Source organism: Paenibacillus sp. FSL H8-0280, assembly GCF_045040665.1.
Taxonomy (GTDB): Bacteria; Bacillota; Bacilli; order Paenibacillales; family Paenibacillaceae; genus Paenibacillus; species Paenibacillus xylanexedens_A.
Genome location: NZ_CP150296.1, coordinates 4,223,212 through 4,249,126, shown reverse-complemented (window position 1 = coordinate 4,249,126; position 25,915 = coordinate 4,223,212). Strand labels below are relative to the sequence as shown.

General features: G+C 45.1%; 30 protein-coding genes. 17 read left to right on the top strand and 13 right to left on the bottom strand.

Annotated elements, in window-relative coordinates:
* Positions 1 to 69: 69 nt before the first annotated feature.
* The 3 genes from MHI12_RS18530 to MHI12_RS18520 all read left to right on the top strand — a co-directional run bounded on the left by MHI12_RS18530 (position 70) and on the right by MHI12_RS18520 (position 3,258).
* Positions 70 to 840 carry an ABC transporter ATP-binding protein gene (locus MHI12_RS18530; protein ID WP_341007985.1) on the top strand — a complete coding sequence of 257 codons (771 nt, stop codon included), beginning with the start codon at positions 70 to 72 and terminating at the stop codon, positions 838 to 840.
* Positions 815 to 2,773, top strand: a complete 1,959-nt coding sequence (locus MHI12_RS18525; protein WP_341007984.1) for an ABC transporter permease — start codon at positions 815 to 817, stop codon at positions 2,771 to 2,773. Before MHI12_RS18530 ends, MHI12_RS18525 begins: the two co-directional genes overlap by 26 nt.
* 143 nt (positions 2,774 to 2,916) lie before the next feature.
* Positions 2,917 to 3,258, top strand: a complete 342-nt coding sequence (locus MHI12_RS18520) for a cupin domain-containing protein (protein ID WP_405170006.1) — start codon at positions 2,917 to 2,919, stop codon at positions 3,256 to 3,258.
* 228 nt (positions 3,259 to 3,486) lie between these two features.
* Here the strand turns inward: MHI12_RS18520 and MHI12_RS18515 are convergent, their stop codons facing one another.
* The 6 genes from MHI12_RS18515 to MHI12_RS18490 form a co-directional block, all read right to left on the bottom strand.
* Positions 3,487 to 3,786 (bottom strand): metal-sulfur cluster assembly factor, encoded by a 300-nt coding sequence (locus MHI12_RS18515; RefSeq protein ID WP_036613395.1) that lies wholly within the window; start codon positions 3,784 to 3,786, stop codon positions 3,487 to 3,489.
* 31 nt (positions 3,787 to 3,817) lie between these two features.
* Entirely contained in the window at positions 3,818 to 5,050 is a 1,233-nt protein-coding gene (locus MHI12_RS18510) for a hypothetical protein (protein WP_405170005.1), read from the bottom strand.
* 13 nt (positions 5,051 to 5,063) lie between these two features.
* Entirely contained in the window at positions 5,064 to 5,669 is a 606-nt protein-coding gene (locus tag MHI12_RS18505; RefSeq protein ID WP_341007981.1) for a DUF2249 domain-containing protein, read from the bottom strand.
* Positions 5,656 to 6,030, bottom strand: a complete 375-nt coding sequence (locus MHI12_RS18500; RefSeq protein ID WP_405170004.1) for a hypothetical protein — start codon at positions 6,028 to 6,030, stop codon at positions 5,656 to 5,658. The genes MHI12_RS18505 and MHI12_RS18500 overlap by 14 nt, the downstream gene beginning before the upstream one ends.
* 17 nt (positions 6,031 to 6,047) lie before the next feature.
* Positions 6,048 to 6,281 carry a DUF2249 domain-containing protein gene (locus MHI12_RS18495; protein ID WP_036613358.1) on the bottom strand — a complete coding sequence of 78 codons (234 nt, stop codon included), beginning with the start codon at positions 6,279 to 6,281 and terminating at the stop codon, positions 6,048 to 6,050.
* Positions 6,282 to 6,583: 302 nt separating this feature from the next.
* Positions 6,584 to 7,285 (bottom strand): Crp/Fnr family transcriptional regulator, encoded by a 702-nt coding sequence (locus MHI12_RS18490; RefSeq protein ID WP_405170003.1) that lies wholly within the window; start codon positions 7,283 to 7,285, stop codon positions 6,584 to 6,586.
* A gap of 177 nt (positions 7,286 to 7,462) precedes the next feature.
* Between MHI12_RS18490 and MHI12_RS18485 the strand changes: the two genes are divergently transcribed.
* On the top strand, positions 7,463 to 8,185 hold the full coding sequence (locus MHI12_RS18485; protein WP_405170002.1) for a ZIP family metal transporter: 723 nt from the start codon (positions 7,463 to 7,465) through the stop codon (positions 8,183 to 8,185).
* A gap of 130 nt (positions 8,186 to 8,315) precedes the next feature.
* Here MHI12_RS18485 and MHI12_RS18480 read toward each other — a convergent pair whose 3' ends face one another.
* A complete protein-coding gene (locus tag MHI12_RS18480) occupies positions 8,316 to 9,017 on the bottom strand; it encodes a Crp/Fnr family transcriptional regulator (RefSeq protein WP_405170001.1) in 702 nt (233 codons plus the stop codon).
* A gap of 56 nt (positions 9,018 to 9,073) precedes the next feature.
* On the bottom strand, positions 9,074 to 10,066 hold the full coding sequence (locus MHI12_RS18475) for a multicopper oxidase domain-containing protein (RefSeq protein ID WP_405170000.1): 993 nt from the start codon (positions 10,064 to 10,066) through the stop codon (positions 9,074 to 9,076).
* Between the two features lie 277 nt (positions 10,067 to 10,343).
* Between MHI12_RS18475 and MHI12_RS18470 the strand changes: the two genes are divergently transcribed.
* Genes MHI12_RS18470 through MHI12_RS18440 form a run of 7 tightly spaced genes read left to right on the top strand, consistent with a single transcriptional unit; the run spans position 10,344 to position 15,391 of the window.
* The gene (locus MHI12_RS18470) at positions 10,344 to 10,952 is read left to right on the top strand and encodes a hypothetical protein (protein WP_405169999.1); all 609 of its coding nucleotides are present in this window, start codon (positions 10,344 to 10,346) and stop codon (positions 10,950 to 10,952) included.
* Positions 10,953 to 10,998: 46 nt separating this feature from the next.
* Positions 10,999 to 11,649 (top strand): hypothetical protein, encoded by a 651-nt coding sequence (locus MHI12_RS18465; RefSeq protein WP_405169998.1) that lies wholly within the window; start codon positions 10,999 to 11,001, stop codon positions 11,647 to 11,649.
* Positions 11,646 to 12,206, top strand: coding sequence for a hypothetical protein (locus MHI12_RS18460; RefSeq protein WP_405169997.1), 561 nt, complete (start codon positions 11,646 to 11,648; stop codon positions 12,204 to 12,206). Before MHI12_RS18465 ends, MHI12_RS18460 begins: the two co-directional genes overlap by 4 nt.
* 45 nt (positions 12,207 to 12,251) lie before the next feature.
* Positions 12,252 to 12,986 (top strand): SMI1/KNR4 family protein, encoded by a 735-nt coding sequence (locus tag MHI12_RS18455; RefSeq protein WP_405169996.1) that lies wholly within the window; start codon positions 12,252 to 12,254, stop codon positions 12,984 to 12,986.
* Between the two features lie 21 nt (positions 12,987 to 13,007).
* Entirely contained in the window at positions 13,008 to 14,309 is a 1,302-nt protein-coding gene (locus tag MHI12_RS18450) for a hypothetical protein (protein WP_405169995.1), read from the top strand.
* A 32-nt stretch (positions 14,310 to 14,341) separates the two neighbouring features.
* On the top strand, positions 14,342 to 14,764 hold the full coding sequence (locus tag MHI12_RS18445; RefSeq protein ID WP_405169994.1) for a hypothetical protein: 423 nt from the start codon (positions 14,342 to 14,344) through the stop codon (positions 14,762 to 14,764).
* Between the two features lie 21 nt (positions 14,765 to 14,785).
* Positions 14,786 to 15,391, top strand: a complete 606-nt coding sequence (locus tag MHI12_RS18440) for an SMI1/KNR4 family protein (RefSeq protein WP_405169993.1) — start codon at positions 14,786 to 14,788, stop codon at positions 15,389 to 15,391.
* A gap of 102 nt (positions 15,392 to 15,493) precedes the next feature.
* On the opposite strand, the gene MHI12_RS18435 is transcribed toward MHI12_RS18440, so the two are convergent.
* Complete coding sequence (locus MHI12_RS18435; RefSeq protein ID WP_405169992.1) at positions 15,494 to 15,829, bottom strand: hypothetical protein; 336 nt, start codon at positions 15,827 to 15,829, stop codon at positions 15,494 to 15,496.
* Positions 15,830 to 15,909: 80 nt separating this feature from the next.
* Between MHI12_RS18435 and MHI12_RS18430 the strand changes: the two genes are divergently transcribed.
* Together MHI12_RS18430 and MHI12_RS18425 are read left to right on the top strand one after the other, a co-directional pair.
* Entirely contained in the window at positions 15,910 to 16,980 is a 1,071-nt protein-coding gene (locus tag MHI12_RS18430) for a leucine-rich repeat domain-containing protein (protein ID WP_405169991.1), read from the top strand.
* Positions 16,981 to 17,131: 151 nt separating this feature from the next.
* Positions 17,132 to 17,941, top strand: coding sequence for a cupin domain-containing protein (locus tag MHI12_RS18425; RefSeq protein ID WP_405169990.1), 810 nt, complete (start codon positions 17,132 to 17,134; stop codon positions 17,939 to 17,941).
* Between the two features lie 467 nt (positions 17,942 to 18,408).
* Here MHI12_RS18425 and MHI12_RS18420 read toward each other — a convergent pair whose 3' ends face one another.
* Positions 18,409 to 19,455, bottom strand: coding sequence for a Rieske 2Fe-2S domain-containing protein (locus MHI12_RS18420; protein WP_405169989.1), 1,047 nt, complete (start codon positions 19,453 to 19,455; stop codon positions 18,409 to 18,411).
* A 408-nt stretch (positions 19,456 to 19,863) separates the two neighbouring features.
* Here MHI12_RS18420 and MHI12_RS18415 point away from each other — a divergent pair, with 408 nt between their 5' ends.
* Both MHI12_RS18415 and MHI12_RS18410 read left to right on the top strand, forming a co-directional pair.
* On the top strand, positions 19,864 to 20,310 hold the full coding sequence (locus tag MHI12_RS18415; protein WP_405169988.1) for a carboxymuconolactone decarboxylase family protein: 447 nt from the start codon (positions 19,864 to 19,866) through the stop codon (positions 20,308 to 20,310).
* Positions 20,311 to 20,344: 34 nt separating this feature from the next.
* A complete protein-coding gene (locus MHI12_RS18410; RefSeq protein WP_405169987.1) occupies positions 20,345 to 21,280 on the top strand; it encodes a sigma-70 family RNA polymerase sigma factor in 936 nt (311 codons plus the stop codon).
* 100 nt (positions 21,281 to 21,380) lie between these two features.
* On the opposite strand, the gene MHI12_RS18405 is transcribed toward MHI12_RS18410, so the two are convergent.
* A complete protein-coding gene (locus tag MHI12_RS18405) occupies positions 21,381 to 22,334 on the bottom strand; it encodes a hypothetical protein (RefSeq protein WP_405169986.1) in 954 nt (317 codons plus the stop codon).
* 240 nt (positions 22,335 to 22,574) lie between these two features.
* On the bottom strand, positions 22,575 to 23,216 hold the full coding sequence (locus MHI12_RS18400) for a spore coat protein (RefSeq protein ID WP_405173022.1): 642 nt from the start codon (positions 23,214 to 23,216) through the stop codon (positions 22,575 to 22,577).
* Positions 23,217 to 23,539: 323 nt separating this feature from the next.
* Between MHI12_RS18400 and MHI12_RS18395 the strand changes: the two genes are divergently transcribed.
* Together MHI12_RS18395 and MHI12_RS18390 are read left to right on the top strand one after the other, a co-directional pair.
* Positions 23,540 to 24,076, top strand: coding sequence for a hypothetical protein (locus MHI12_RS18395; protein ID WP_405169985.1), 537 nt, complete (start codon positions 23,540 to 23,542; stop codon positions 24,074 to 24,076).
* Between the two features lie 29 nt (positions 24,077 to 24,105).
* Positions 24,106 to 24,834, top strand: coding sequence for a DUF1361 domain-containing protein (locus tag MHI12_RS18390; protein ID WP_405169984.1), 729 nt, complete (start codon positions 24,106 to 24,108; stop codon positions 24,832 to 24,834).
* A gap of 140 nt (positions 24,835 to 24,974) precedes the next feature.
* On the opposite strand, the gene MHI12_RS18385 is transcribed toward MHI12_RS18390, so the two are convergent.
* A complete protein-coding gene (locus MHI12_RS18385) occupies positions 24,975 to 25,913 on the bottom strand; it encodes an alpha/beta fold hydrolase (protein ID WP_405169983.1) in 939 nt (312 codons plus the stop codon).
* Between the last annotated feature and the right edge of the window lie 2 nt (positions 25,914 to 25,915).

Sequence of the window (25,915 nt, the reverse complement as noted above, 5' to 3'; positions counted from 1 at the left end):
TACGGGAGGTCAGTTAGGATAAGAATAGAAATAACGTATAAAGAATGATGGATCAGGAGGGAATTACGCATGGAAATGTTACAGGTATCAGGACTGAACAAAGTATATCAGGGCAAAGTGCAGACTCAAGCCCTTAGTGATATTCATCTGACAATCAAGCAAGGTGAGTTTGTGGGTATTATGGGCCCGTCGGGCAGTGGCAAAACTACATTGTTAAACATGGTCTCCACCATTGATGAACCCAGCTCGGGCAAGGTGCTCATTAATGGCATGAACCCGTTTGATATGAAAAAGAAAGAACTTGCCATGTTCCGACGTCGGGAACTCGGATTTGTCTTTCAGGATTTCAATCTGTTGGACACGCTGACTGTTGCTGAGAATATTGTACTTCCATTGACACTGGACAAGGTCAAACTGAAGGAGATGGAGAGTAGACTACAACGCATTACAGCCAAGCTCGGGATTGATCACATTCTGGATAAACGAGTCTACGAAATCTCGGGCGGACAGCGACAGCGCACAGCCATTGCGAGATCCATGATCAATATGCCTTCAATTGTATTGGCAGATGAACCAACCGGCGCGCTGGATTCTACCTCATCTCAGGCGGTCATGGAGTCGCTTGAACAGATGAACCAGCAGGAGAAAACGACCATTATGTTGGTCACACATGACCCGCTTGCGGCAAGTTATTGCAACCGCATCGTGTTCATCAAGGACGGAAAACTGGCAGCCGAGGTACACCGCGGAGATAATCGACAGACGTTTTTCCAACGGATCATTGATACTTTATCCTTCTGGGGAGGGAATTCACATGAGCTTTCCTCAGTTCGCGTTTAATAACATCCGCCGTAATGGGCGAGCGTATATTGCTTTTTTTCTAAGTAGTGTGTTTATGGTCATGATCTTCTTCGCTTATGCGGTATTTATCTATCATCCATATGTGGCAGAGTTGCCAATGGGTGACACAACCGCTACGGGCATGCAGATCGCTTCGATTATCGTGTATGTGTTTGCATTTTTCTTTGTTATGTATTCCATCAGTGCTTTCCTCAAATCACGGAACAAGGAGTTTGGCATTCTGACCATACTTGGTGCAGAACCCGCACAGATTCGGAGATTGGTCATTTTGGAAAACATGTTGATCGGCTGCCTGTCCATTATTGCCGGTATCGGCGGAGGCATGTTGTTGTCCAAGTTGTTCCTGATGTTAACCACTCGTTTTATAGGGATGGATGATCTGCCTTTTTATTTTCCCGTGAAAGCGATTCTGATTACGATCGGGGCCTTTCTGTTATTATTTTTCTGCATTTCACTCTTCACATTGGTTTTTATCGGAAACAAACGGACGTTAGAACTTTTGACGGGGACCAGCAAACCTAAAAAAGAGCCCAAAGCTTCATGGTTCTTCTCCCTTCTTGGATTTGCATTACTTACAGTAGGTTTTGTGGTACTCCGTAACGGGTTAAATGGCGGAACAATCATGCTTGCAGCAGTAACAGGGATAGCCGGGACGTATTTCTTCTACTCACAACTTTCCGTGCTCATCATCCGTTTATTGAAGCGTAATCGTAAAACGGTATGGCATGGTACACGTCTGTTATGGATCTCAGAGATGAGCTATAAAATGAAGGATAATGCCCGCATGCTCTTTATGGTGACCGTGGTGATTGCGATTGCTTCAATGAGTGCAGTTGTAATTTTGTCACTGGATCAGGAGAACCGGGAGCAGTTTACAAACAACGATTTTCCAGTCAAATACAATGTGTACACTCCTTCCGATCAAATGGATATGAGCTATATTGATTCGACACTTGAAGCAGCAGGCTTAAATTATCAGCAAGTGTATCTGGAGTACTTTTGGTCTGATGCGGATCAGAGTGCTGTCTCGGTTATGCCGCTCAGTCATTACAACCGATTCAATGCGATCCAAGGAAAAAAGACGTTCCAATTGGATTCAGCATCAGCATTATTCGTAGATTCGCGTAATGAGAAGGATCAGGATCAGATCGATCGAAACAGGTTTCGCAATTATGCGGAAGGAGACACCTTGACTCTGAATCTGGAGGATGGCTCATTGCAAGCAAGAGTTACAGCTACGGATGTAGAACCACGTTTCGCAACCTTGATCTATTCTACAGGTGTAGTCGTTCTCCCAGATGAGAAGTTTGAAGAGATCACACAACAGATCAATGCAAATAGGTTATCAGGCAAAGTTCTGTATCAGATTCCGGCATGGGGTCATGCTGTACCTGACCGGCACTCCTCGGAAGCCATGGTTAGCGATCAGCTACTGTCGTCCGCAGATACCATTCGAAGCGATAATGCTTCGGATGAGAATTACTCCGGATTTCTGACCACTCGATATGGAGATTTTGAGAGATACAGACAGGGTACAGCACTCTTTACCTTTCTGGGTATATTTATCGGATTAATCTTCTCCATCTCTTCCGCAAGCTTTTTGTATTTCAGACTGCATACCGATCTTGAAGCGGATGGAAAAATGGTGCATTCTCTTTCGAAAATGGGTCTCAGTTTCCAAGAGATGAAACGATCATCCACCGTTCAGATTGCTATCCTGTTCTTTTTACCGATCGGAGTAGCTATCATTGAAACTTTGGTCGTAGTTAAGCCATTTCTTACTGAATTCGGTATTACCAATTATACGATGCCGGTATTGACTGTATTTGGTGCCTTTGTACTTGCACAGACGTTTTATTTCATCATTATACGTTCGAGATATATCGCTTCTCTGCGCAAAATGATGGTGTAACCATCTTAAAAACAAACGGTCATTAGGACCGACCATGATTTGTTTATTGCCCGCATTTTCTTGATTCAGATCAAGGAAACGCGGGTTTTCTTGCGATAAGATGAATATATTCACAGATTATATTATCGAGGAGGACGATTATCATGAGTATTACGTCATTGCAAGAAGTCAAAACGTTCAGCGAGGACCGTTTCACGAAACGGGTTTTATTCCAACAGGGTGGAGGAGTGACCTTTGTCCTTCATTTTCTGCCAGGTCAGCAGCTTCCCGTTCATAAACATCCGGGCACAGACGTTATTTTGCTGGTACTCGAAGGCACAGGCACACTTATTCTGGATGGAAAAGAACAAGCGGTGAAACAAGAGGATGTGATTCATTGCGGCGGTGAGGTCGAGTTCGCATTCCATAATACAGGAGATCGGGAGGTCCGTTTGTTCGTGGTGTTAAATAAAGTACCAGCAGCATCCTATGCAAAGGACATCTAACATTTAATATCAAGTAATTGATGTAATGATACACTGATAGGCACTAATATAAGGGAAACTCTATTCTGGAGTTTCCTTATTTATTTTTATTCAAGAATATCTTGATCAAGAGTATGTTCCCATCGCAAAACAAAAAGCATACCTGGGTCTGAGAACATCAGATCTTAAGTATGCTTTTTCGTATTCCGGCAGCAATTTGTTCATTCATCCGGTCACTGTTCATTCTGCCTAGAAGTATCCCAGCATTTCCTTGGCTTCATTCGACATCAGCTGTGGAGACCATTGTGGCTCCCAGACGACTTGAACATCAATATCAGTCTTATTTGTATTTTCCTGCAAAACCCATTTTACCGCTCCGACAATCGTATCATGCAGCGGGCAACCTGGTGTAGTCAGCGTCATCCGTACATGTACCCGTTCAGGCTCTTCCCTTACTTCATACACCAGACCCAGGTCAACGATATTGACTCCTAATTCAGGGTCATACACTTCCTTGAGACATTCTAGCAAATGCGTGGTTTGTTCCATCATGTTCACTCTCCAGTCCACCTTATTAATATTAACGTCGGAATACCAAAGCAATATTTGTTATATAAACGATGGAGACAAGAGACAAGATCGTCCCTCCAACCATCATGACCTCAGCCAGATTAATCAGAATTCCACTGACAAGCAAAAGGCTTCCAGCGACCATGGCGAGCATACCCCAATTGACATACTGTTCACTCAGCATACCTGCCATCAGCGGTGTTCCGGGTCTGCCTGCCTGCTTGCCATATTTGTGGGTCCACCATAGAAAAGGCACGATTTTGGAGGCATAGCCAAGTATGTTAAGAGACACCCAACCCCCGAGATATACCCATCCAGACAGCAGAACAACACGTGGATGGAGCAGCAGTTCAGTCCCTTGCGAGGAATAGATCAGTAGGGCAACAGCATATACAGCAAACGCACGGCTTACATACACAGACCAGCGGATACCCGGACCTGGGTTACTTTTGTGCCGTTTCTCCTGAATTTGCTCCAAGTGATACACATAGAACAGAAGGGCTGCGGTTAGAAGTAGGAGCGCAAGCCAGAGCAGGCCTCCCTTAATACCTGTCAGAAATGCGACAACACCTGTAACTACAGCTGCATTCCACAGAACCAAGACCACTTTTTGCAGTCGAATGGAATAATCGTGCGACAGGTAGAACATCGGAAGCATTTTGTAACTGAAGCCGGTAATTAACATGCCAAACCAGCCGAGTGTTCCCATCCAGATATGTGCACCGAATAATCGTTCATGCAGACCATTCCAATCACCAAAGGCAAAATTCAGACCCATCAGCATACCGGAAAGCCCGGTTAAAACCAGATAAAGACAGGAACACGCTGCACTGATCGTTACCGGATTCCACTGTGAGGCACGGAGGAGGGTAACGGCCATATTCCATCCGAACAACAGAATGCCAGAGAGCGCGAGTGTAGCAGAACCCGCAATCCAGATGACATCTGCACGGATGAAGCCGTATAACATGCCCACGATTCCGATACTGAACAAGAAATAATGACAATAACCAAGAAACAGACTGTAGATATTGGATTGCAAAATAACATGTATCAACTGATAAACTGCACCCATAGCCAGCATGGTTGCCCAACCGAGTACAAACAGATGGGCATGAAACCAGCCTTCGGGTCCTCTGAGTTCATCACCAAGCCAGCCTGTCAGCGAGAGCAGGGAGAATGCGTGATACATTACAAATCCAAAGATGCCCGTGATGATAAAAAGAAACGGCAATCTGGACATGGCCTTTGCCTCCTTACCCTTTTTCAATTCTCACTTTGGCCGTACCATCGGCTTGATCCTCAACCGTGAAGGGGCAACCGAGATTGTTTAACTCTTCAATCAAGAAGACTGGCACACGGTCATTATGAATCAGTACGACTTCCCCAGGTTTGCAACGTTCCAGTGCGGCAAGTGTTCGCATCATGGGTTGTGGCGGTTCCAATCTGCGATTGTCCAGTATAACGGTGGGCGCCTGTAGGGATTCAAAGTTTTCAATCGCGACAGCTTGCTCCTCTGGATGTCCTTTGCATGAAGCTGATTCTTCGTCTGAACCGGGCTCAGAATCGACTTCCGATCCAGATAAAACCATTGCAGAACATGCTTTGGCACCGGTTTTGTTTTTTTTGTGCACAAACGTGGTAACCCAGTGATCTGAACCTTTTCGTTCCGATGTGCTGGAGTATCCTTTCATTTTGAGAATACCGAGCAGGGGCGTTGGTTTGAATGGAGCATGTAGTACAAACACATCTTCATGTTGAAGGCTTTTGACCGTGTCCATGATCAGTTGAAACGGCTCCAACTTTTTACTCAGATGAGGACGCACATCCAATTCAACAATATGGACATCAGATGCAGACATGTGCGTTCACATCCGATCCTGCACTAGCTACATCCGCCCGCTGTACCAACTGCAGAGATGATTCATACAGGGCTGCCATTCCACCGTACAGCGCATAGAAGAATGACTCCGGCGCATCGAGGGAGAAGGACAGATAGGCTTTGGGGTCCATCCCGAGCACACGCTCAAAAAGTCTTGCACTGTCATAGGCGTAAAAACAGAAATGAGTGTATTCGAACACAGGCATTTTTTCGTAAATGGTGATAATCTCTTGCGCATATTCTGCTTGCTCACGCTGTGCCAATTGAACCATGGTTGTGGCGTCTTCCAGCCGCAGCGTGATGCGAAGTGTAGTATCGTCAATGATTTCAACGTGCGCCATAGCGATTCAGCTCCAATCTATAATTTACTGATTTTGACTTGGAAGGTTGTAGGGCCCTGCTCAATATACTCCCAGTTGAAGCCGTCGGGATGTGTGGACTGGAATTGGAATCGAAGTGGCTTAGGATCATGATCGTTAATGAGTAGCATGGATTCCTGTGGTTGCAACTGATCAAACGTTTCGAAAATAACTTTATGTTTCAAATGCGGTGGATACTCCGTGGCATTAATGGTTGCTGCGTATGTGTTCATGTGTCATTCCTCCATATAGGGATAGTGTGGTGTTGCAATTTGATTATAGAAAACGTGAAGAGGGGGCTGTGTGAGCCTGCTCACACCTTTTTTAATGTCATAGACTCGCCTTATTTAAGTCAGAATCCTGTATGGAAAAAGTGCCATGGGCAAGCCAAAACTAACAATATCCTGATACGTATATTGCTAATTGTGCATGCGAAAGAGACCTTAACATCGATTACGGTCGTTAAGGTCTCTTTGTGCACACACAGTTTAATGTAATAGCGTAGGAGAAAACAGTGTATCTGGGTGCAGGGTGGTCACGCATCTCTTTGTTGCTTCAAAGCCTGCAAATCATGAATGATGATCCGGCTGCGATCCACTTCGAGCAAATTCTCTTTTGTAAGCTGGTTTAAAAGCCGATTCGCTGTTTCCCTTGTCGTTCCAATGGAGTTGGCAAACTCCTGATGTGTCATGGGCAGGTTGATGATAATCTGGTCCCCATGCATTTGTCCGTGCTGCTCTGCGAGCATAAGAAGGAAAGAAAGCACACGATTGCGTACATCCTGACCAGAGAGCACTTGCAATTTATCCTGTAATTCTCTTATTTTATCACCGAGCACACGCATAATTTTGATCGCAATGGAGGGTGTACTCAGCATTAATCGTTCGAAAAGTCGGACAGGTATGGCTAGTAGTTCGGTAGGGGTAATGGCTTCTGCGGTAGCCGGGTAAGGGTGCGCGTTAAAAAAGCCGGTGTGTGGGAACATATCTCCTGTTTTGAGGAAAGAGACAATCTGTTCATGCCCGTTCTCATCGGTTTTATAGGCCTTTACAATGCCCGTACGGATAAAAAAGACAGCTTCTTTTTCGCTTCCTTCGCTGAAAATAACCGATCTCTTCTGAATGCTTCTGGAAATGGCGATATCTTCGACTTGTTTTAATTCCTCGGGGCTAAGGTCCTGAAAGATGGGGAACTGTTGTAGAAACTCTGCTGTTGTATCTTTGTTTACCCTACTCATGAGAATCTCTCCTCTCTGTGTTCATAGATCTGAACGACGACATTATTTCATCATAACGTGATTTTTAAACACATCAGGTGATATAGATCACCGTAAAGCCATATCACTGTTTTTGATTACTCAACCTGGGTTAATGGAATGATAGAATATGATTAAACAAGAGAGGGGTCGGCCCGGATGTGGACTGCATTCATGTGGGGCGGCATCTCTGCCTCAGCGGTTGTCATTGGCGCACTCGCAGCCTTGTTTCTGAAGATTCCCAAACGAGTTATTGGCTGGATCATGGCGTTTGGGACAGGAACATTAATTGGTGCAGCGACCTTTGAACTTCTCGGAGATGCGCTGAATGATGGAGGAATTATACCTACCGCCATTGGATTTACGGCGGGTGCCGTTGTATACACCCTGTTTGACCTGCTCGTTTCGGCAAAGGGAGGCGCAGGGCGTAAACGTTCAGCAAAGTCGGGAGACTCGAACCAAAGCGGGCTTGGGATCTTTGCAGGAACAGTAATGGATGCTATCCCGGAATCCATCATGCTTGGTGCCAGCTTGCTGGCCGGTAACGGTGTTAGTGTGGTCCTGGTAGTATCGATCTTTGTCAGCAACATTCCTGAAGGTCTGTCCAGTACGGTTGGACTACAGGGCAAGTACAGTCGTGTCAAAATCATATTAATGTGGCTGAGTGTACTGTTGATCTCCGCGATTGCAGCACTGGGTGGATATCTGTTTCTGGAGCAGCTTCCAGAGGAAATGGGTGCAGCGATTGGTGCATTTGCAGGTGGTGGAATCATTGCCATGATCTGCTCGACGATGATGCGAGAAGCCTTTGAAGAGGGTGGACCTGTAGTGGGTTTGATTGCATCCATGGGATTGCTTGTGTCGCTGTTGTTGGATCTGTAGATGACAGAATAAGCTTCCGATCGCTGAGTTGAATTTATATAAAAAGAGTATCCGAACAGAGTAGTTTCTGATCGGATACTCTTTTTTTGCCAGCACAGCTTCCTCGCATCCGCAAGCTTTCTTACCCAGTTCATTGGCTTCGGGCAGGTGGTTCAATTTTTTCCCTAAGCTGCTCCAATTGCAGAATAAGGATACAGTTCCCTGTAACCTGAAGCAGTCCCTGAGATTGCATCATAGTAAGTTTGCGACTAAGTGTTTCGGGTGTGATCCCGAGCAGCAGCGCCATATCTTTTTTGAAAACAGGCAAGCGGATCTCATGCTTTGCATGATTTCGGGTATGAAAATACAAAAGCAACTTGGCAATCTTCTGTTCCGTTGTCATCGCACTGAGCGAGCGGTTCCATTCATCGGTTTCACGGAGAAGATTGGTAATGGCAAGCAGGAAATGATAAGCAAGCTTTGGATCATGTTCGAGTAACTGATCAAAGTCATGCTTGCTAATAGAGCAGATGGCTGAAGGCTCCAGAACTTCGGCGTTCGCGGCATGTGGTTTTTGGTGTAACAGGGAATCTTGTCCGAAGAAATCGCCGGGAAACAGAAACCGAATAATATGTTCCTTGCCATTTTCATTGTATATGGATAACTTCACACATCCCTGATGAACCACATAAAGCGTATCTGAGCGTTCTCCCTCCTGGACGACAACTTCGCCTTTGTTATATTTGCGGGTATGCAGAAGGGAGATTAACAAGGCAGCTTCGGATGGATCAAGATGCTGGAACAGAGATACTTTGGAGAAACAGGCATCCTTCGCTTCGTGTGTACAGATCATCGTTTAATCACCTCGAATTGTTCAGGATAGGTATAGCCATTATCTATTGTCATGTCTCAGTGAGACATCGCGGGTCCACCATGATCAGTTCCATCCTTGGTCACACGCAGAACAGCGGCAGCGCCTTTGGCTACATGGTTGAACTGATGGGTTACAATCGCATAATCGCCTTCTTCGGTCACGGTGAACTCTACGACAGCTCCACCACTTGCGGGAAGCATAACCGTCTGTATTCCATACTGGATGTTGCGTGGATTCCCATCGGTATACACACGGTCCATAATGGTCCCCACAACGTGGAAGGATGAGACTTCATTGGGTCCGGCATTACTGACATAAATCCGAACCGTATCTCCTACTTTGGCTAACAGGGGATGTTTTACTAATCCATAATCATTGCCGTTAAATACGACATAATCCGGTTCCCCGTTCAAAAAAGCTTCATAATCATGCTCTTTGTACCATTCACTCTGAACAAGGGTATACTCACGATCAACCAAGTGATCAGAAGGGTATCCTGCTTTGGGTTCCACAATAATCATGCCGTACATCCCGTTTGCGATATGGGCAAGAACCGGTTTGGTTCCACAGTGATACATGAATACACCGGGTGAGGAGGTTGGATAGGTGAACGTGCCTTCCTCGCCTGGCATCACATCAATAAATTTGCTGCTGGGAGAAGCATGTACAGCGTGAAAATCCATGGAGTGAGGCAGGATGGAATCTTTATTTTTTAACGTGAACACCAAGGTATCTCCCTCGTTCACTCGTAGGACGGGTCCGGGAACGGTACCATTAAATGTCCAAGCGTTGTATATCACTCCTTCGGAGATTTCGATATCTGTAACCTGGGCCGTCATTTCAATATATACCGTAGTACCTTCTCTGCGAATGATCGGGTCCACCGGGGGTTGATTGACCGCAGAGGAGGAGGAGACTACATCGTGGTGAACAGGTTTAACCGTATCGGTTGAACTACAGTGAAAGAGAGTTGCTGTAAATATGGCGAATACGAGTAACCATTTATATACATTCAGTAAGGAAAACATAGATGCACAACCTTTACTCAAGTGATGTTTTTCACAATCTAAAAAGCAGGTTTTCTTTCATTTCAGTAGTTATTTAGTTATAGATTACGTTATTGAGGTGGGGACGGGTGTGATGAGGCACACACTTGGGTATGTCGTATTAGAGGCATTTCCAACAATCTGTCTTCAATTGTTGTGCTGAGGAACGGAGTTTCATATAATTTTAGAGAGATGGATTGGTAAATGTTGAGTATTATGACGCGGTGCGTTGTAGTTTCAGGAAAGGGGTAGATACAGGATGAAACGTTTCGAAGATGAAGGTGCGTATAAGTATAGTTTCTATTCGGTTCTTCGACGGGGAGAGCGGATTGATGTGAAATGTCCCAAATGCGGTGGGCACGCTTCGATTGATCAACGGAATGGTCAAATGGGGTGGAAATGTTACGAATGTTACGCTCAAGCTTTTGAAGAACCAGTATATCAATATAAAGCCAAGGGGAATTGTGCTGTATGTGAACGTTGGTTTAACGTGGAAGTCACAGACGGGAAGAAGACTTCTCACCGATCAACGCATGTGGAATGTCCGCATTGTGGTGCGGTTAATCAGGTTGAATTACATGCCAAATCGACATACGGAAGGTGTTTTTCCGAGATTCGTGCAGGGAAAGATCCTGTATTCGGGTTGGAGTTATACTTCCTGGATGAGTTCAGAGGAAAAATCATATGGGCTGTGAATCGGGAGCACCTGAATTATCTCATTGGTTATGTTTCCGCAGATCTGCGTGAGAAACCTAGAAATATGCCTTTAAGAACAGCTTCACATAGTATTCCGGCTTATATTAAAGATGCAAAGAACAGGGATATGGTTGTGCGTACACTGTCGAAGCTTCAGCATAAGACTGGATGAGACTGAAAGCGAAGATGAAGCATTAAAGCTGCAAGGGAGAGAAGACATGAAACTACGAGTTAAACTTAGCATTTTTGCAATCATTCTGGGTATGTTGATGATTCCGGCTTATTTTATTTTACAGACTTATGGTGTATTTCAAAAAGAGACAGTATTATCTGACTATGCTCTGGCCGTTGATGTTAATGGAAAGTCCTATGGGGCTTGGCCGCTGATTAACAGTTTTGCAGCGATGGACAAAGAGGAAGATAACCGTCAGTTTTATTACCGGATTGATATGAATCATATCCAATACCTGTTTAATCTGGCTTATAAGGAGTATGATGTGAAGCCAGGCGGGGACAATCCGTATCTGGCTGGTACTGTAAACTATCAACATACGGATCACAACTATGTGCAGACTGAAAGAAAGTATGAGAACGCCAATGATTTTGCAACGGTCTTAAATCTGTATGATCAGGATGGGCAGGTGATCTACACCTACGATAATACCGGCAAGGGAGATAAACAGCTGGTAGAATCCATCATTCATCAGGGAATGAGCCGTAATAGTGGCGGTAGTAGCGAAGCTGCCCGCGATCCGTATATCAATATTACGGCGTTATTTCGCGACAAGCTTAACATTGATGTGAAACTGACGGTGGATGAGGAACACAAAGTGGTTACCATTCGAATGAACAAATCGGAGGCGAGATGATGAATGCGTATGGTGTACAACACGGACCTGCTTATCTGGAAGGATTAATTAGGAAGGAAGAAGTCATTAAATCCGATGAAGTGGAGTGGAAAGGCAAACTTCAATCGAGTGACGGACATGATAAATTCCATATCTTTTATTATGGTGACTTGACGGAAGATGATCTGATTACCTGGCATGATTCGACACCGCTTCTTGTATATGCGGAGCATACTGTCACGGGTGAACGCTACCTGATCATTGATGCCGCTAAGCACGGATATGATGCCATGTTATGTGAGACTTATTCGGAAGAAGCACTACATGACAGACCCCTTCGCCCTTATCTGGATGTTGAAGGAGAGGACATCTTTGAGGTAGAGTTGACGGCCTACTACAATGTGCCTTGGGATGATGAGTTTGGCGAAGATGTAGATGAGCATGGTACGTATGAACTGATTACGGGAGAGCGCATGGATTTTGATCAGGTCAAGCGTGATGGATATGATGCCTTTGCCATTCGCATTCTGAATCGTAAAGGAGTATGGACTGGAATTGTGCAGGAAGAATTGGCTTAGATTCTGAAAACGAATGAACCAAACTGAGATGGGAGATGTCGAAAAATGTATATTGTATCCCGTGTACTTAAGCCGGTTCCAGCGGAGGAACTGGATCACTTTGAACAACAGCACGCCATCTCGCTACCTTTATCATACCGTACCTGGATTGAACAATATGGGGAAGGTACATACACGGGATGGATGAATGTGCAGAGACCGGACCCGGAAGTGTTGAAGCCTTTTGTGGAATATGATTTTTGGATACATACGGATGATTCGCCTATAAGTCAGCAGCAACTTGAGCAGTGCATCTCCATCGGCAGTTCTGTAGATGGAGATTTCCTTGCTGTTCATCCGGAAGTTGAGGGGCTGTTGTGGCTACCGCGTCATGATGAGAATATCACCTTATGGACATGCACGGAGACTGAATTTGGCGAAACGCTGGACCGGATCTATTGTGGTTTTTACCATCAGGATAAACCAATAACTCCACTATACTTTGAACCGTGGAATGAGTTGCGGAAACATACGTTTTACCATTTTTCAGGGACGGAACAGGGAAGCTCCATGAAGGAACTCGCCGATACATGCAAAACAGAATTTAAGTGGGACGCTGTGTTGGAGAATGAGTACATGTGCAAGATGTTCATGGTGTCGATGGGAGGATATCTACGATTTAACTATGCAGCTGGGAGAGAAGTTGCCCTGTTCTATGAAGAAAAGAATGGTGCGGAGGAGGCGACGGATAACGAAATCAGTATGTTCTTGCAGGCACATCATTGTACGGCATATGAATAGAGGCAGAGTGGAGGGGAACAGATGAGTTGGTTAAAGGAAGACATTTCGGAACAATGGCGCAATGAAGGCAAGCGTTATGCAAGGGATGTCAATGCATTTGTCCGGAGAAGTATGCAGGGAGAGCAACCGGATGAATCCGAGTTGAAGGGAGACTCCAGAAGCGGAATGAGTACTGAAGTATTCCATATGGTGAGACAGGCCAATCTCCACGGTGATGTGGAGGTGCTTCGACATGAGCTACCCGCAGCGACGTGGCCATTGAACGAGGCGTTTCAGGCTTCCATGCAAGCGGTCAAAGTTGTAGGTTATCTGAACGAGGAAACGATTGTATGTCATACGGGGATTTTCACGGAGAATAGTCAGATATATACGATGGATCGGCACAGATGGCAGTTGATCTCTCCATATACTTTTGCAGGTTGCTCATCGGATGGACTTGACTATGCGCTTGCAGGACCGGATGGGATTCATATCATTCGTCAGCCAGATCGCAAGTTGGAAGGACAGGAGATAGCGACATATCGATGGGAAGATATTCAAGCCCGGATACAGTCGGCATTACCTCGGATTGAATCACTTGCGGACTGTGAGCATCCCGAACGGACACTTGAAGGACTTATACCTATGGATGAAGGCAGAGCACTACTTATTCATTCAAGATACGGGATATATCTTGTAACGCAAGATCAGGTGACCTTGCTTCATCCCGATCTGGCAGAGATCGAAGAGTATGAGCTAGAGGATACACAGATAGATATGGGACATGCAGCTGTATCAAGGGATGGTAGATGGATTGCCTATGGCAGCCAAGGAAGCAATCATATGGTGATGGACCGTCGGCTGAACAAGACATACTCTCTCTATCCAGAATCGAGCTACCCTCATTATGCAGCATTCACCGGTGATAACCAGAACGTCTGGTTTAACGCATGTCATTTCTATAACGGGGTCACGATACAGGTCCCGCTGGAATCAATTGCAGGCAACGAAACGAAGGAAGATTGGCCAGTGATGGATGAGAATGCACGTGTGTATGCAGCAGCGGAAATAGAGGCGGGCATGGTGCTTGGGGATGCATATGGTTATCTGTATTGTGTGAATAACAAGGGAGAGGAAGTATGGCGCCATTTTGTAGGTAGTACGATCTATTCTCTCGCCGTATCACCAGAGCAGTCCAAGCTGGCAGTTGGTACATATGGTGGCATGCTGCATGTGCTTGATCTTCGTTCCAAAGAAATGGACGAGTACGGGATCGGTACAGGCACTCTTCGTGAGTTGGAGCGATATGTGTTGTGGCGTGGAGAAGAACCTCTGCGCTGGTAAGTTCGTATTACAACCTGCAAAGGGGTGAAGGAATGGAACGTGAAGAGGCTGTAACGTTATTAAAATGTCATTCCTTTTCCTATGATGATCTGAGTCATCCCAAGATGGAGAACGGTTTTATTGGCAGTCTGCGGCCTTTCCGTGGACATTTGATTGAGGAGAATTTTCATGAGTTGATGGAGATACTGCGGGTTCTGGCACCAGAACTTGCACAGCCTTCATTGGATCGGGAAGTCATGGCATGTCTATGGGGAATTACTCATATGGCACGTGCCTGGGCCGTTGAACCTGAGGGTATGCTTCGCAGCAACAACCTCATTTCGGACGAACAGGTGGCGTTGATGGAACAATGGCTTAATTTGTTATCTTATGCAGCCATGATTCTGCTTGAAGGCGGCGGAGAGGAAGAAGCGTTTTGGGAATATCATCAATATCTACACGAAGAGAAGAACTGAGTTAGGGGAGGTGTGGTGAGATTGGAGCCAAATGTATCATTAAACGTGCTAATGGACGAGCTGAATCGCTTGCTGGGTGAGAGAATACAGGATCACGAGATTCGGCAATTGTTTGAAGAATATCAACATCTGGAAGGTGCATCCGAGGAAAGTATGGATCTATTCGAAAAGGAGTATGGAATCCGGCTACCTGGCGATTTCCGCACCTTTTACCAAAGAAAAGACGGCAGTGGCTACGGGTTGCATGTGCTGTACCCGGGTGATGCCGAGAAGGGCCGATGTACACCCTTTTATCTGATGTCATTGGAAGAGATTCGAGAGACCAAACAATACTTCTGTGAAGTGGATGAGAAGCTTGAAGAGTATTATTCTGCCGAAGAGCTCAGCCAGCTGGACCCGGAGATCAAGCCATACCTGTTCCATAAACCATGGATTCCTTTTGCAACGATCGCGGGAGGTTCACTGTATCTGATGCTCGATTTTGATCCAACGGATGAAGGGACGTATGGGCAGATTATTATGTACGTTCACGATCCGGACTTTGTCTATTACCTTACACCTACCTTCACGGATCTCCTCAGCATGTCGAACCGTAATCTGAAGATGATGGATGAGATCACGTATTAAATCCCACACGATTAGACAATTCTTTCAATAATAAAGAAGCTGCCGAAGCAGCTCTTTTATCTGATATGAACCAGTACTTTGAAGAAGTCTAATGATTACGGATTACCAGTGGAAGAAACGATGTCCGTGAAATCCTCCACCTGGAGGTCCTCCGTGTCCACCTGGACCACCCGGACCGCCAGGTCCACCTCCGTGAGGTCCACCGGGATAGCCACCTCCTGGGAAATGACCAGGGTGTCCACCGGGGTAACCACCGCCGGGATATCCACCATGCCACCAAGGACCGCCAATTGGATATGGTAGTGGAACAGGAACGATGGGCGGGTATGGATACGGATAAGGGTAAGGATACGGTGAGGGTGGCGGAGGTGATGGATAATAAGGGTAAGGATAACCCGCAGGTTGCGGGGATGATACTGAACCAGGGCCGTATGCCATGTAACAAGCCTCCAATAACTGGATTGATGATATCAGCCTATGCCACAATGGTTTCAGGTGATACAGCAGATTGAAGAATAATGAGTAATGAGGGGGAACATATGGTAGCCGTAGCTTTTCACACCGATCCAAGAGGAACTGCCTATGAACTGTTGATTGACGAATTGATCGAGAAGGCAGATCGTTTTTTGCTGGTTGACCGAAATTATGTTGAGGAAGCTACACCTGAAAGAGTTACCACAGTGTTACGGAGATTGGATCCGTATTTGATTGAAAGCAGTACGATGGAAGAAATGATGATGAAAAGTGGCGCCATGTATTCAGAGGGGATTTATTACATATATCGTTGCACGCCGGAATCAGGGCAGATCCTTAAGGAGGAAGCCAACCGCTTTCATGACTGGTTATATCCCTCAATGCCAGATGATCTTTGTTTTTTGCAAGAGGATGGAAGTGACTACTTCTACACTGTTGCTCATGAGAATATGTATGGCATGCATATTACACAAGAAGAAGCGATTGAGCTAATGGAGCGAATCACTGGGTTATTTTTTAGATTAGATCGGCATCAGGACATTCATTGCTTACTGGACGATGCGATTAGACATCAGACGGATGTGCTGAATATTAGTTCACATTACTTGAAAGAGATTCCGGAACGTATTCGGGAATTAAAGCACTTGAAACGTTTGACGATTTTTGAACAGGATGTTTATACGCTTCCTCCAGCCCTTTTTGAACTGACATCATTGGAAGAATTGGAGATCATGACGGCGGATTTGGAAGGTATTCACCAAGACATTGGAAAATTGAAACAACTTCGAGAGCTTAGAATTTATTGCGGTAGTTCTTATCATGTTCCTACCGGGTGGAAGCCAAAGGAGAAGTCGGATCTTGGTCTGAAACATATTCCAGCTGAGATTGGTGAATTGAGCGAACTTGTAACTCTGGATATAGGCTACTCGGGTATTTGTGAGCTTCCGCCTGAACTGGAGAAACTAAAGAAACTACGTTATTTGAGTGTAACAAATGGTTTGATCGAGGGAACGCCAGACATGGTCAAGCGAATGAGTTGGCTTCAGAGTGTAAATTTGAACAGTACTCCATTAGGACTTAGTTGGGAGGACATCTCCGACGAAGAAGAATTTTAATAGCCAATGAGCCCTGCTCGGGATGTCCGAGTCAGGGCTATTTGTTGTTCGATAATAACTTGGCGGAAATGGGCTCACGTATCTGGGCGCTGGGCATAAGCTGGCATATAGGTTATGACCTAAACCGAGAGCGAAGGGCAGGCGTTTTATTTTGGCAACCTCATACATGGATTACACTTTACCAACCACCGAATTTACTTACGATTTGAGCAATAACCCGTTATTCAAGAAGGATGAGAACAACTATATTAACGCTCTTTCCATCAAGCAGTTAAACACACTGGGCAATGTTTCTTTACTGGATATTTTCCTCAACACGGGCAATGTGGTTGAACCACATACGCATCAGAATGCAACGGAGTTGGTATACTGCATCAGCGGTGCGGCAGTTGTTTCCCTCATTAATCCATTTACCAACGAGCTTCTTCATTTCCCGATTACTCCGGGGCAGGTGGCTAACGTTCCTCAAGGCTGGTGGCACTATGAAGTGGCTATTGCTGATCATACGCACTTACTCGCAATCTTTGATGCTCCGGTTCCTGAAGCGATATTTGGCTCAGACACCTTGCGTCTTACACCTGCAAAACTTTTGGCGTATACGTACTGTCTGGACGAGAAAAAAGTTCAAGAAGCGCTTGCTCCCATTCAAAAAACAGTGATTATTGGCCCGCCGGCAGATTGCCAGCCTTCAACTGCTCCTGCCTCTAACGGTGCTCCAAATGTGAATCATCAGCCTTACGTAATGCCTAATGTACAACCCAATGTACAGCCAAACATGCAACCAAACACACAACCCAATGTACAACCAAACATGCAACCCAACAACCAACCAAACATGCAACCTTACGTAAACCGTCTTCCGTACTGGGGCACTTGGGTTGATCCACGTATTATTCATGAGCCGGGTTGTCCGTATTATAGAGAGCTTCCTGTGAATGCGAATAATCAAGAGGAAAGATGACGTTTATGAGGCAAGGTATTATCTAATACACATAGGTACTTCAGTTAAATTAGGTATAGCAAAAGAAGCGTCCGCAAAGGAACGCTTCTTTTGTTGATTAAAGGTGTCTTCAAACCTGCTGAAAGCCGATGCATACCTGGACGTGTCCGGAGCATGGAGTGCTAACGAATCGTAGGCGTCTTAATCAAGGATTTGAGGCGTGCTCAGAAATCTAAAGAATCTGAGACACGTTATATCAGAATAAACAGCCGTATGAAGTGTTTTTATCGGGGGATTTTGGGAAATAAAATGTCTGAGGTTCCTTACAATCTAAAAAGAGAACATGACGGCCTAATAAGACGCCTTGTGTTCCTTAGAAAAGGGTCTACCCTTCCCCAGAGTCCGCAGGATGGTACTTCAAGACTTTTTAGGCGCTGACATCCATCATCGATAATTTGCCTGAGGTTGAAGAAGAACAGCTATTTAATTTACGATGTGTAATTTCGTCCTAAACCAAGCTCCGTCAATAATTGACGATAAGCAATTGAAGTACGGTCTGCGGGAATATGGGCCTCGGCATGCAGATCAAGGGGGAGATCCTCCGGTTTCTGTGACTCGACCATCTCGCGGTCTTCTTCAAATACCTGTAAGTTGAACTTGATCGTGTCTTCAATCGGAACATCTTTATCGAAGTTGCGTGTGATGGGACAGAATAAACGTGTATAACGGGCAGAGATCGGCGAAGCACAATTCAGAATATTCAGCTTGTCGTCTCCTGGGAAATGTACCGTAAGAGAAGCCGCAAAAGGTGGGAACACTCGAAACTCGCGCAGCCATTGGAAACCTTCAGGTGCAACAAGATCTTGCCCTTTGCCATAGTTACTCACTGTACTCCAATACTCGGCCAGTAACTCATTACCTTCGCGTTTCACTTTGTATTGGGGGACTTCTGTGTTGTTTCGGTCACCAAACGTTTCGGTATGCACATAGGCAAAATGGGATACATCCAGGAAACCCTCCATTTGTCGTCCAGAGGAACCAGCAATGTCAAAGTTGGGTGGCAAAATATTGATATAATCGGGATCATCCCATCCAGGGAAGGAGGGGATCTGTTCTTCCGTTCCCGCTAAAGTGGTCCAGATCAAGCCATAACGTTCAACTGCCGGGTACACAATGAGTTTGAGCTTAGGCGAGATCTTGGAGCTTGGGTGCGCAGGTACTGCGGTACATTTTCCTTCACAATTATAACGGAAACCGTGATAAGGGCAGACAATCTCACCATTTTCTACCCAGCCTTTGCTAAGTGGAGCCCCGCGGTGAAAACAAAGATCCTTGGCTACCACAACCTGATCATTACTGCGGTAGAGAACCAGCTTCACATCGAGTAATTGAGCAGCCAGGGGTTTGTCTGTTACTTCGGTTGCTTGGGCTACCGGGTACCAATATTGGGATAATACATGCCAGTCTTCATCGGTGAACGTACACCCTCTAGGTAATTCGGAAGTCATTGTATGGTTTGCGTTGGAAGTTATCATAGGAAACACTCCTTGCTGATATGGATGAACGATTCGCTTTTATATGTCAGAAAAGTTAACTTGATTAGCCGTATGTTACTACTCTTTTGGTCAAAGTATCAATATATCCAACCTAATTTTGGTTGAAATCACAAACGGTACAGCAAAAACCGTACATGAATACGGAAAAACGCGGATTTTTCTTAGGTTAGATGTTAATTGTAGAAAAGAGAATAACCTTTCAGTATGTTTTTCCATTACTGATTATTGACTCCATGGAGGTTGTCCTGACATCAGAATCTCAGTGTGAATACTCGTTAGTTGAGCAACCATTCTTGTGGGCATAAAAAGATTTTCGCAAAGAATGTCACAGATCCCGGCCGTCGTTTGTCTACAGTATGTAAACCAAATGACGGAGGCGAATGAGAAATGAATTTAAGAACGAATTACAGAGTAGCGAGTCCAGGCGCATTTAAAGCGATGATGGCGATGGAGCAATATATATCCGGGCAATTTGAGGATAAAGTGTTATACGAGTTGTTGAAAATCCGCGTGTCCCAGATCAATGGCTGTGCCTTTTGTCTCGATATGCATGCCAAAGATCTGATGAAACTGGGAGATTACGCGGATCATATTCTTTTGCTAAGTGTGTGGCGTGAAGTGCCTTTCTTCACGGATCAAGAACGTGTTATGCTGGAGCTGGCTGAAGCGGTGACCCGAATCTCGGAGCACGGTGTACCCCTTGCGCTGTACGATAAGGTCCGTGAACATTTCAGTGAATCCGAACTGGTGGATCTGATCCTGGCCATTAACACGATTAATAACTGGAACCGGATTGCGATTACAACTGGGATGTATCCGGGTTGTTTTAACTAAAAATACACGCACCATGCCAGAGGGGGCCATTCTTATGAATTCCAATCTCCACGCCAATGAGCCAGATGTGTCTTCTCTGGATGTTGGTGAGTTGTATATTCTTTATAAAAAATATGCATTTTCAATAGCTTACCGCATGCTGGGCAGTGTGGTAGAAGCTGAAGATATTGTGCAGGATTGCTTTGCGGGAATTCAGAGCACGTCTGCTCAGGATATTCGTAATCCCAAGTCCTACATCGCCAGATTGGTTGTGAATCGAAGTTTGAATCTGCTAAATTCCGCCCGTAATCAGCGGGAAAGTTATGTTGGTGAGTGGCTGCCAGAGCCGATGGGTGATAGTGAAGAGTCGAATATGCCAGAGGAAACGATGGAGAAAAAAGAACTGATCTCCTATGCCTATCTGGTCATGTTGGAGCGTCTATCACCCATGGAACGGGCTGTTTTTGTACTTCGTGAAGCGTTCCGATATGATTATTCCGAAATAGCGGATTGGCTGGGCAAAACGGAGAGTAACTGCCGTCAAATCTTTAGCCGCGCTAGACGAAATCTGCCCGAAAGACTTCCGCCGATTGAGCAGAGTGATGCGGATATGATAGCTAAAGGTGAATTACTGAGTCGTTTTACAACGGCTTTCCTTCGTTATGACGTCTCTGCCATGCTGGAGTTACTGGCAGATCAGCCTGTATTTACAGCAGATGGCGGTGGCGTTGTGCATACGGTTATGAGAACAATGAAAGTTCACAAAGGTGTGCTTGCACTCCTGACCTCACGGCGAGTCCTTACGCGATTGCGTGAGAGAGAATGGGTGCCCATGTGGATCAATGGCGAGCTTCAACTCGCATTGCTGAAAGAAGGGCAGTTGTCTGAGGTACTCTGTTTGGAGTTGGACGCTTCTGGAGAGCGGATTGAGGGCGTGTATCTCGTCGTAAATCCGAACAAACTTACATCAATAGTCGCTTCAACTCTTTGATTCAAACGTAAGGACTTGATATGTAAATTTAAAAGCGGCAACCTCTGTCTTGAGGACTGCCGCTTTTTTTTGCATTCACATTTTGCGATTAAGCATCCGATTATTCACGAGCAAATTGTTGTTGAACTGGTTCAATGATTGCTCTGACTTCAGGTGTAAGCTCATCATTGTTCTGATTGAGAACCAGTAAAATCTTTTCCATAGTGTCCAGAAGAACACTCTCCGTATTGGGCTCGCGCTTAGCCAAAGCTTTCTCGTAAGCCTTTTTCACCTCAGGGTCCATGGTGCGGATTTCTTCGTCCGTGTACCAATCATATGCAGGCGTGTTGTCACTTCCGTAAAACAGATAATCCACAAATAACCCTTGCTTCACTGCTGATGTGCGATTGGAATTCGGGAAGTTGTTCAAAAAGGCTTCTTTCTCCAATGCACGCTGGATTAATTCGTTCCAAGGGATGATAATACCCCCATCTGAAGTTGTCATTTGGTTGGACTCGGTAGCCATAATATCAATGTATGCAGCAATATCAGCCTTAACAAAAGGTTTGAACTTTTGATATATCTCATAATTGATGATGGGGTAATACAAGCCTTCACTGGTTTCTAGTTTGAACCCGAGATCTGATGCTTCCTGCAGAAGTTTCTTCACGGTCGAATCTTTAATTTCTTTCAGCAGACGACTAAATGTAAGCTTTTGTTCGTAACCAAGTTGTTCATGGGCTTGAGACAAGGCTTGTTGAAACTGTTCCGTATACATTTTCTGATCCATATCAGCCAGCTTCAAGTTCTGCATGTTCTCCAGTTGCAGCGTCATTAGTGTGGCCTGCCAAGGGCCGACTTTATCGATATGATTCATCAGGTATTTACGTGCTTTAACCAGACTTTCTGTGGACTTCACTGCTTCTGTTCGATAGGTTTGGAATTGATGATACACCGCTTTGGAATCGGGGACAGGTGCAGCCAGTGTTACTGAGGTCGTAAGTGTTGAGCCAATGGCAGTACAGCCCAAAGCCATAGCAAGTAAACCAAGTTTAGCAGGTTGCTTCCATCTCATTCGTATACCTCCCATAATGAATAAAAAGCCATTTGAATTCTCGTATAACTGCATTTTACCGTATTTTATATGTATGATCCGTATGTTGAATATGAGTTCTGTCTTTGATTAAACCAGTTTCTGGTAAGCGAATCAAGAGTCTTCAGTAGGAAAATGATTGCAAATAATCAAAAAAAACAGCCCCTTATACCCCTGGTGGGTTGAAGAGACTGTTCTGGGAAATCGCACTCTATTTTCTAATTAATGGAGTGGTTTATTGTTAATAGGCATCTGAGGTGCTCCGGTTGCTGGAATGTATGCCTGAAGCATCTGTTGTGTATCACTTAGAGTGAGCTGAGGTACTTGATAATACGCGTTTTTATTCTGGAACATGAAAATTTCATAGGCCATCTCGATAAAATGTTGGATCTGCGAAGCGATGACCCGGCGAACCGTTCCATTTGTGATCTCGCTACAGGACATGCCGAGCAGACTCGCATGTGACTTGATCAGTCCCAGCATATGAGCGCTAATCCCGGCATCCTTTACATCGGCCAAGCTCTGGTTTGGTTTTTTTGGTGCTGATGGCTTAAGGCCATATACCGGTGGTACGATGTTGGGGATCATATAGGTTGCCGTCTCTTGATGAGGCTTCTGTCCGGATGCAAAACACTCTGCTGTGAGATTGTACTGGGATAATATGAAATTGTACTGCCGGTCCAGAATACCAATCAATTCCTGGCTCTGCACAAATGTACGAAAGATCATATATTGGTCCAGCACGTTAATGGTGGAGGACAGAATCTCATGCACATCGAACATCTCATGACCACCATGATTCATGTTAGGACTGATATTTGGATTGGTGTTCAATGTGGGTTGTACTGCATTCTGAGGGTTCATGGAATTTGGATTCATTGTAAATTTGATTCTCCTTTGGTAAATGGTATGATTCTATATAAGCTGAACGAAAGAATATTTACACTTGCCACTCCGATGACAGAACAACCTTCCGATCGCTGTTATCCCCAGATTTTTAATTCAATTTTACAAAGGTGAAAATCCGGTGATAAATGCGAACGCTTCGCTTCTGTAGTTTGTTTCTGTCCTCTGCGTTCTCGTGCAAATGTATAGTTCAACTTCTATAGTATGCTTGGAGAGTAGTAAGTTTATGTAATATGTTAGGAGTATACGCACAAATAGGAATAGGCATGGTGGTGGTTAAGATGGAAGAGACCGATTGGGGTGTAGCAAAGGAGTTGTTCGTCAAACATTACGGGAGCGCTATACAGATGCATCGAGAAGGCGTATATGCCGACTATAAGCGATGGGACGTAGCCCAAGAGTTAGAGGAACAATGGATAGGGGAGCGGATTCAACAATTAAGTTCCGAGCTGTCTATCATGAATTGGGATGCGGTGGATGAACTTGCGTTGATTGCCAAACATCGGACAGAACCAAGTATAATTAAGGGCATTACAGCATTTGCTTCAAGACAGTTGAAGAGTGCGGACAGTATGGTTCGTCTTGTGTATGCTGAACGTCTGATTGAGCTGATCAAACGGTATGAATCTTCTCTGCCTATGGACAAGTTACGGGAAACCTATCAACTGACGATGGACTTGCTGGTTGATGTGGCGACTAAACCGTTGGTGCTTGATCCAGGCCATGAATTACAGCAGTATGGATTAAAGGATAAACGAGGATTGAATTTGCGTGTGGAAAAGAATAAAGAAGAAATCATCCGATATTTTCGAAACTAATTGAATTTTATCAAGTGAGGGCAGAAACGTTGAGAAAACTGAATTATATTCGCATATTTATTTTCCTAAGTGTGGTCACAATAGTAACGCTTGGTTTGTACTATGTAGCCGCAGATTGGCTGGATCAGCGTTATTTCCGCTTCCTGATCTGGAATCTGTTCTTGGGCTGGATTCCTTTTGTGTTCTCTTATGCAGCCTATCTTCTAAGTGATGTGAAATGGAAAGGTGCCGCATGGCTTGCAGTCGCAAGTGGGTTGCTGTGGTTGCTATTTTTCCCGAACTCTTCTTATATTGTTACGGATTTGATTCATCTGACAGCGAGAAGTTCCCGGTATTATGGTGGGAACGGAGTGGACTACACATATTGGTACGACTTGAGTGTTGTATTAATGTTTGTCTGGACTGGACTCTTGCTTGGCTTCCTGTCAATGTATCAGCTTCAGGAAGTGATCTATCACCGAATTGGACGCTGGGCATCCTGGATCTTTGTACTGGCTGGCTGTGCTTTGGGGAGTTATGGGGTATTGCTTGGACGTGTATATCGACTGAATAGTTGGGATGCACTGACGAATCGCGAGACGCTGATTGAGCTGATGCACGAAAGTGTTAGCCGCCCGTCTCTGGCGTTTTGCCTGTTTTTTGGCACGTTTATTACTACAATCTACGCCACTTTGTATTATCTGATCAATATGAGGGCTCCCCGTGAAATGAAGAAGAGTGCAGGAAGTCCTGAGTCAGACCTGCAAGCGTTACGCTAACGTATGTTTTTTAAGGCCGAACTCATTCGATCTAATCTTAATGTATATTGCTTAAAGGGCTGTTCCAAGTCATATTCATGGCTATTGGAACAGCCCTTTAACATTGTATCGAGCGCAGGATGTTCTGAAGAAAAATACTTCTACTTATCAGAGATTAAATCAAGGATTGTCTTCACAACCAGTTCGGGTTCATCATGAATAACCATATGACCACTGCGGGTGGCCATGATGAGCTGACTATCCTTCGATATATTCAACATATTACGCTGTCCCGATTGCCATAAGGATTCGAGCTTCTGCCCAATTTCAACCGGAATCCCTGCTTGAGCATAGTCTTGAGGACGGCCGCGTGCAATGATACGTACAGGGATCGATCCAAGACTTTGGCCACGAATCGCATCTTCTGTTGAATGGGCGTGGAGGGCTTCTTCTTCTTTGGCGTGAAAATAGGAGGGGGTAGCAATCACATTAACAAAAGTATCCCGATCTTGCTTGGCAACCAGACCATCAAGCATAAAGTCTGGAAATAATCTGAAAGTGCCAGATACCTTCAGTAAAGATAATAAGGAGGCAGGCGGGTTTCCCTGAAACTGAGCCTGTTCCAACAAAGCCTTTGTATCCCGTTCATCATCCTCAGGTCTCGCATCAATGAGGACAAGGCTCTGAACCTCATTTGCATAAGTCTGTGCGAAGAGTCTGGCATACATACCCCCAAGGGAATGACCTACCATAATGTAAGGGCCGCGGATATTCTCCTTCTCCAGAGCTGCATGTAAATCTTTGACGATATTTGCACCTGTACGTTCTGTGGGTGCAGATTCACTCCAGGCATATCCTGCGCGATCATACGTGACTACCGTTGCATGTTGGGCTAGTTCCGCAGGAATGTCCCTCCACGACAAACTGGTCTCACCACTTCCAGCCTCCATGAGTATGGTCGGTGAACCATTGCCTTGTTTATGCATGTGTAGTTGGTAACCGTCGACTTGAACTAACGTACCTGGAGGTGGAAAGTCCTTTTTGGCCTGTGATGAAGCAAACCACTCATAGAGGAAAGCGGCACCTATCAGTAGTAGCATTG

Excerpts from the sequence above, each read along its gene's own strand:
- MHI12_RS18485 (WP_405170002.1), top strand. The coding sequence starts at position 7,463 with ATGTGGACTGCATTCATGTGGGGCGGCATCTCTGCCTCAGCGGTTGTC.
- MHI12_RS18415 (WP_405169988.1), top strand. The coding sequence starts at position 19,864 with ATGAATTTAAGAACGAATTACAGAGTAGCGAGTCCAGGCGCATTTAAA.
- MHI12_RS18455 (WP_405169996.1), top strand. The coding sequence starts at position 12,252 with ATGTATATTGTATCCCGTGTACTTAAGCCGGTTCCAGCGGAGGAACTG.
- MHI12_RS18495 (WP_036613358.1), bottom strand. The coding sequence starts at position 6,281 with ATGAACACATACGCAGCAACCATTAATGCCACGGAGTATCCACCGCAT.
- MHI12_RS18515 (WP_036613395.1), bottom strand. The coding sequence starts at position 3,786 with ATGGAACAAACCACGCATTTGCTAGAATGTCTCAAGGAAGTGTATGAC.
- MHI12_RS18420 (WP_405169989.1), bottom strand. The coding sequence starts at position 19,455 with ATGATAACTTCCAACGCAAACCATACAATGACTTCCGAATTACCTAGA.
- MHI12_RS18430 (WP_405169991.1), top strand. The coding sequence starts at position 15,910 with ATGAGTAATGAGGGGGAACATATGGTAGCCGTAGCTTTTCACACCGAT.
- MHI12_RS18480 (WP_405170001.1), bottom strand. The coding sequence starts at position 9,017 with ATGATCTGTACACACGAAGCGAAGGATGCCTGTTTCTCCAAAGTATCT.
- MHI12_RS18530 (WP_341007985.1), top strand. The coding sequence starts at position 70 with ATGGAAATGTTACAGGTATCAGGACTGAACAAAGTATATCAGGGCAAA.
- MHI12_RS18410 (WP_405169987.1), top strand. The coding sequence starts at position 20,345 with ATGAATTCCAATCTCCACGCCAATGAGCCAGATGTGTCTTCTCTGGAT.
- MHI12_RS18520 (WP_405170006.1), top strand. The coding sequence starts at position 2,917 with ATGAGTATTACGTCATTGCAAGAAGTCAAAACGTTCAGCGAGGACCGT.
- MHI12_RS18510 (WP_405170005.1), bottom strand. The coding sequence starts at position 5,050 with ATGTCCAGATTGCCGTTTCTTTTTATCATCACGGGCATCTTTGGATTT.
- MHI12_RS18505 (WP_341007981.1), bottom strand. The coding sequence starts at position 5,669 with ATGTCTGCATCTGATGTCCATATTGTTGAATTGGATGTGCGTCCTCAT.
- MHI12_RS18395 (WP_405169985.1), top strand. The coding sequence starts at position 23,540 with ATGGAAGAGACCGATTGGGGTGTAGCAAAGGAGTTGTTCGTCAAACAT.
- MHI12_RS18475 (WP_405170000.1), bottom strand. The coding sequence starts at position 10,066 with ATGTTTTCCTTACTGAATGTATATAAATGGTTACTCGTATTCGCCATA.
- MHI12_RS18470 (WP_405169999.1), top strand. The coding sequence starts at position 10,344 with ATGAAACGTTTCGAAGATGAAGGTGCGTATAAGTATAGTTTCTATTCG.
- MHI12_RS18490 (WP_405170003.1), bottom strand. The coding sequence starts at position 7,285 with ATGAGTAGGGTAAACAAAGATACAACAGCAGAGTTTCTACAACAGTTC.
- MHI12_RS18450 (WP_405169995.1), top strand. The coding sequence starts at position 13,008 with ATGAGTTGGTTAAAGGAAGACATTTCGGAACAATGGCGCAATGAAGGC.
- MHI12_RS18435 (WP_405169992.1), bottom strand. The coding sequence starts at position 15,829 with ATGGCATACGGCCCTGGTTCAGTATCATCCCCGCAACCTGCGGGTTAT.
- MHI12_RS18405 (WP_405169986.1), bottom strand. The coding sequence starts at position 22,334 with ATGAGATGGAAGCAACCTGCTAAACTTGGTTTACTTGCTATGGCTTTG.
- MHI12_RS18525 (WP_341007984.1), top strand. The coding sequence starts at position 815 with ATGAGCTTTCCTCAGTTCGCGTTTAATAACATCCGCCGTAATGGGCGA.
- MHI12_RS18500 (WP_405170004.1), bottom strand. The coding sequence starts at position 6,030 with ATGGCGCACGTTGAAATCATTGACGATACTACACTTCGCATCACGCTG.
- MHI12_RS18445 (WP_405169994.1), top strand. The coding sequence starts at position 14,342 with ATGGAACGTGAAGAGGCTGTAACGTTATTAAAATGTCATTCCTTTTCC.
- MHI12_RS18385 (WP_405169983.1), bottom strand. The coding sequence starts at position 25,913 with ATGCTACTACTGATAGGTGCCGCTTTCCTCTATGAGTGGTTTGCTTCA.
- MHI12_RS18460 (WP_405169997.1), top strand. The coding sequence starts at position 11,646 with ATGATGAATGCGTATGGTGTACAACACGGACCTGCTTATCTGGAAGGA.
- MHI12_RS18465 (WP_405169998.1), top strand. The coding sequence starts at position 10,999 with ATGAAACTACGAGTTAAACTTAGCATTTTTGCAATCATTCTGGGTATG.
- MHI12_RS18400 (WP_405173022.1), bottom strand. The coding sequence starts at position 23,216 with ATGAACCCTCAGAATGCAGTACAACCCACATTGAACACCAATCCAAAT.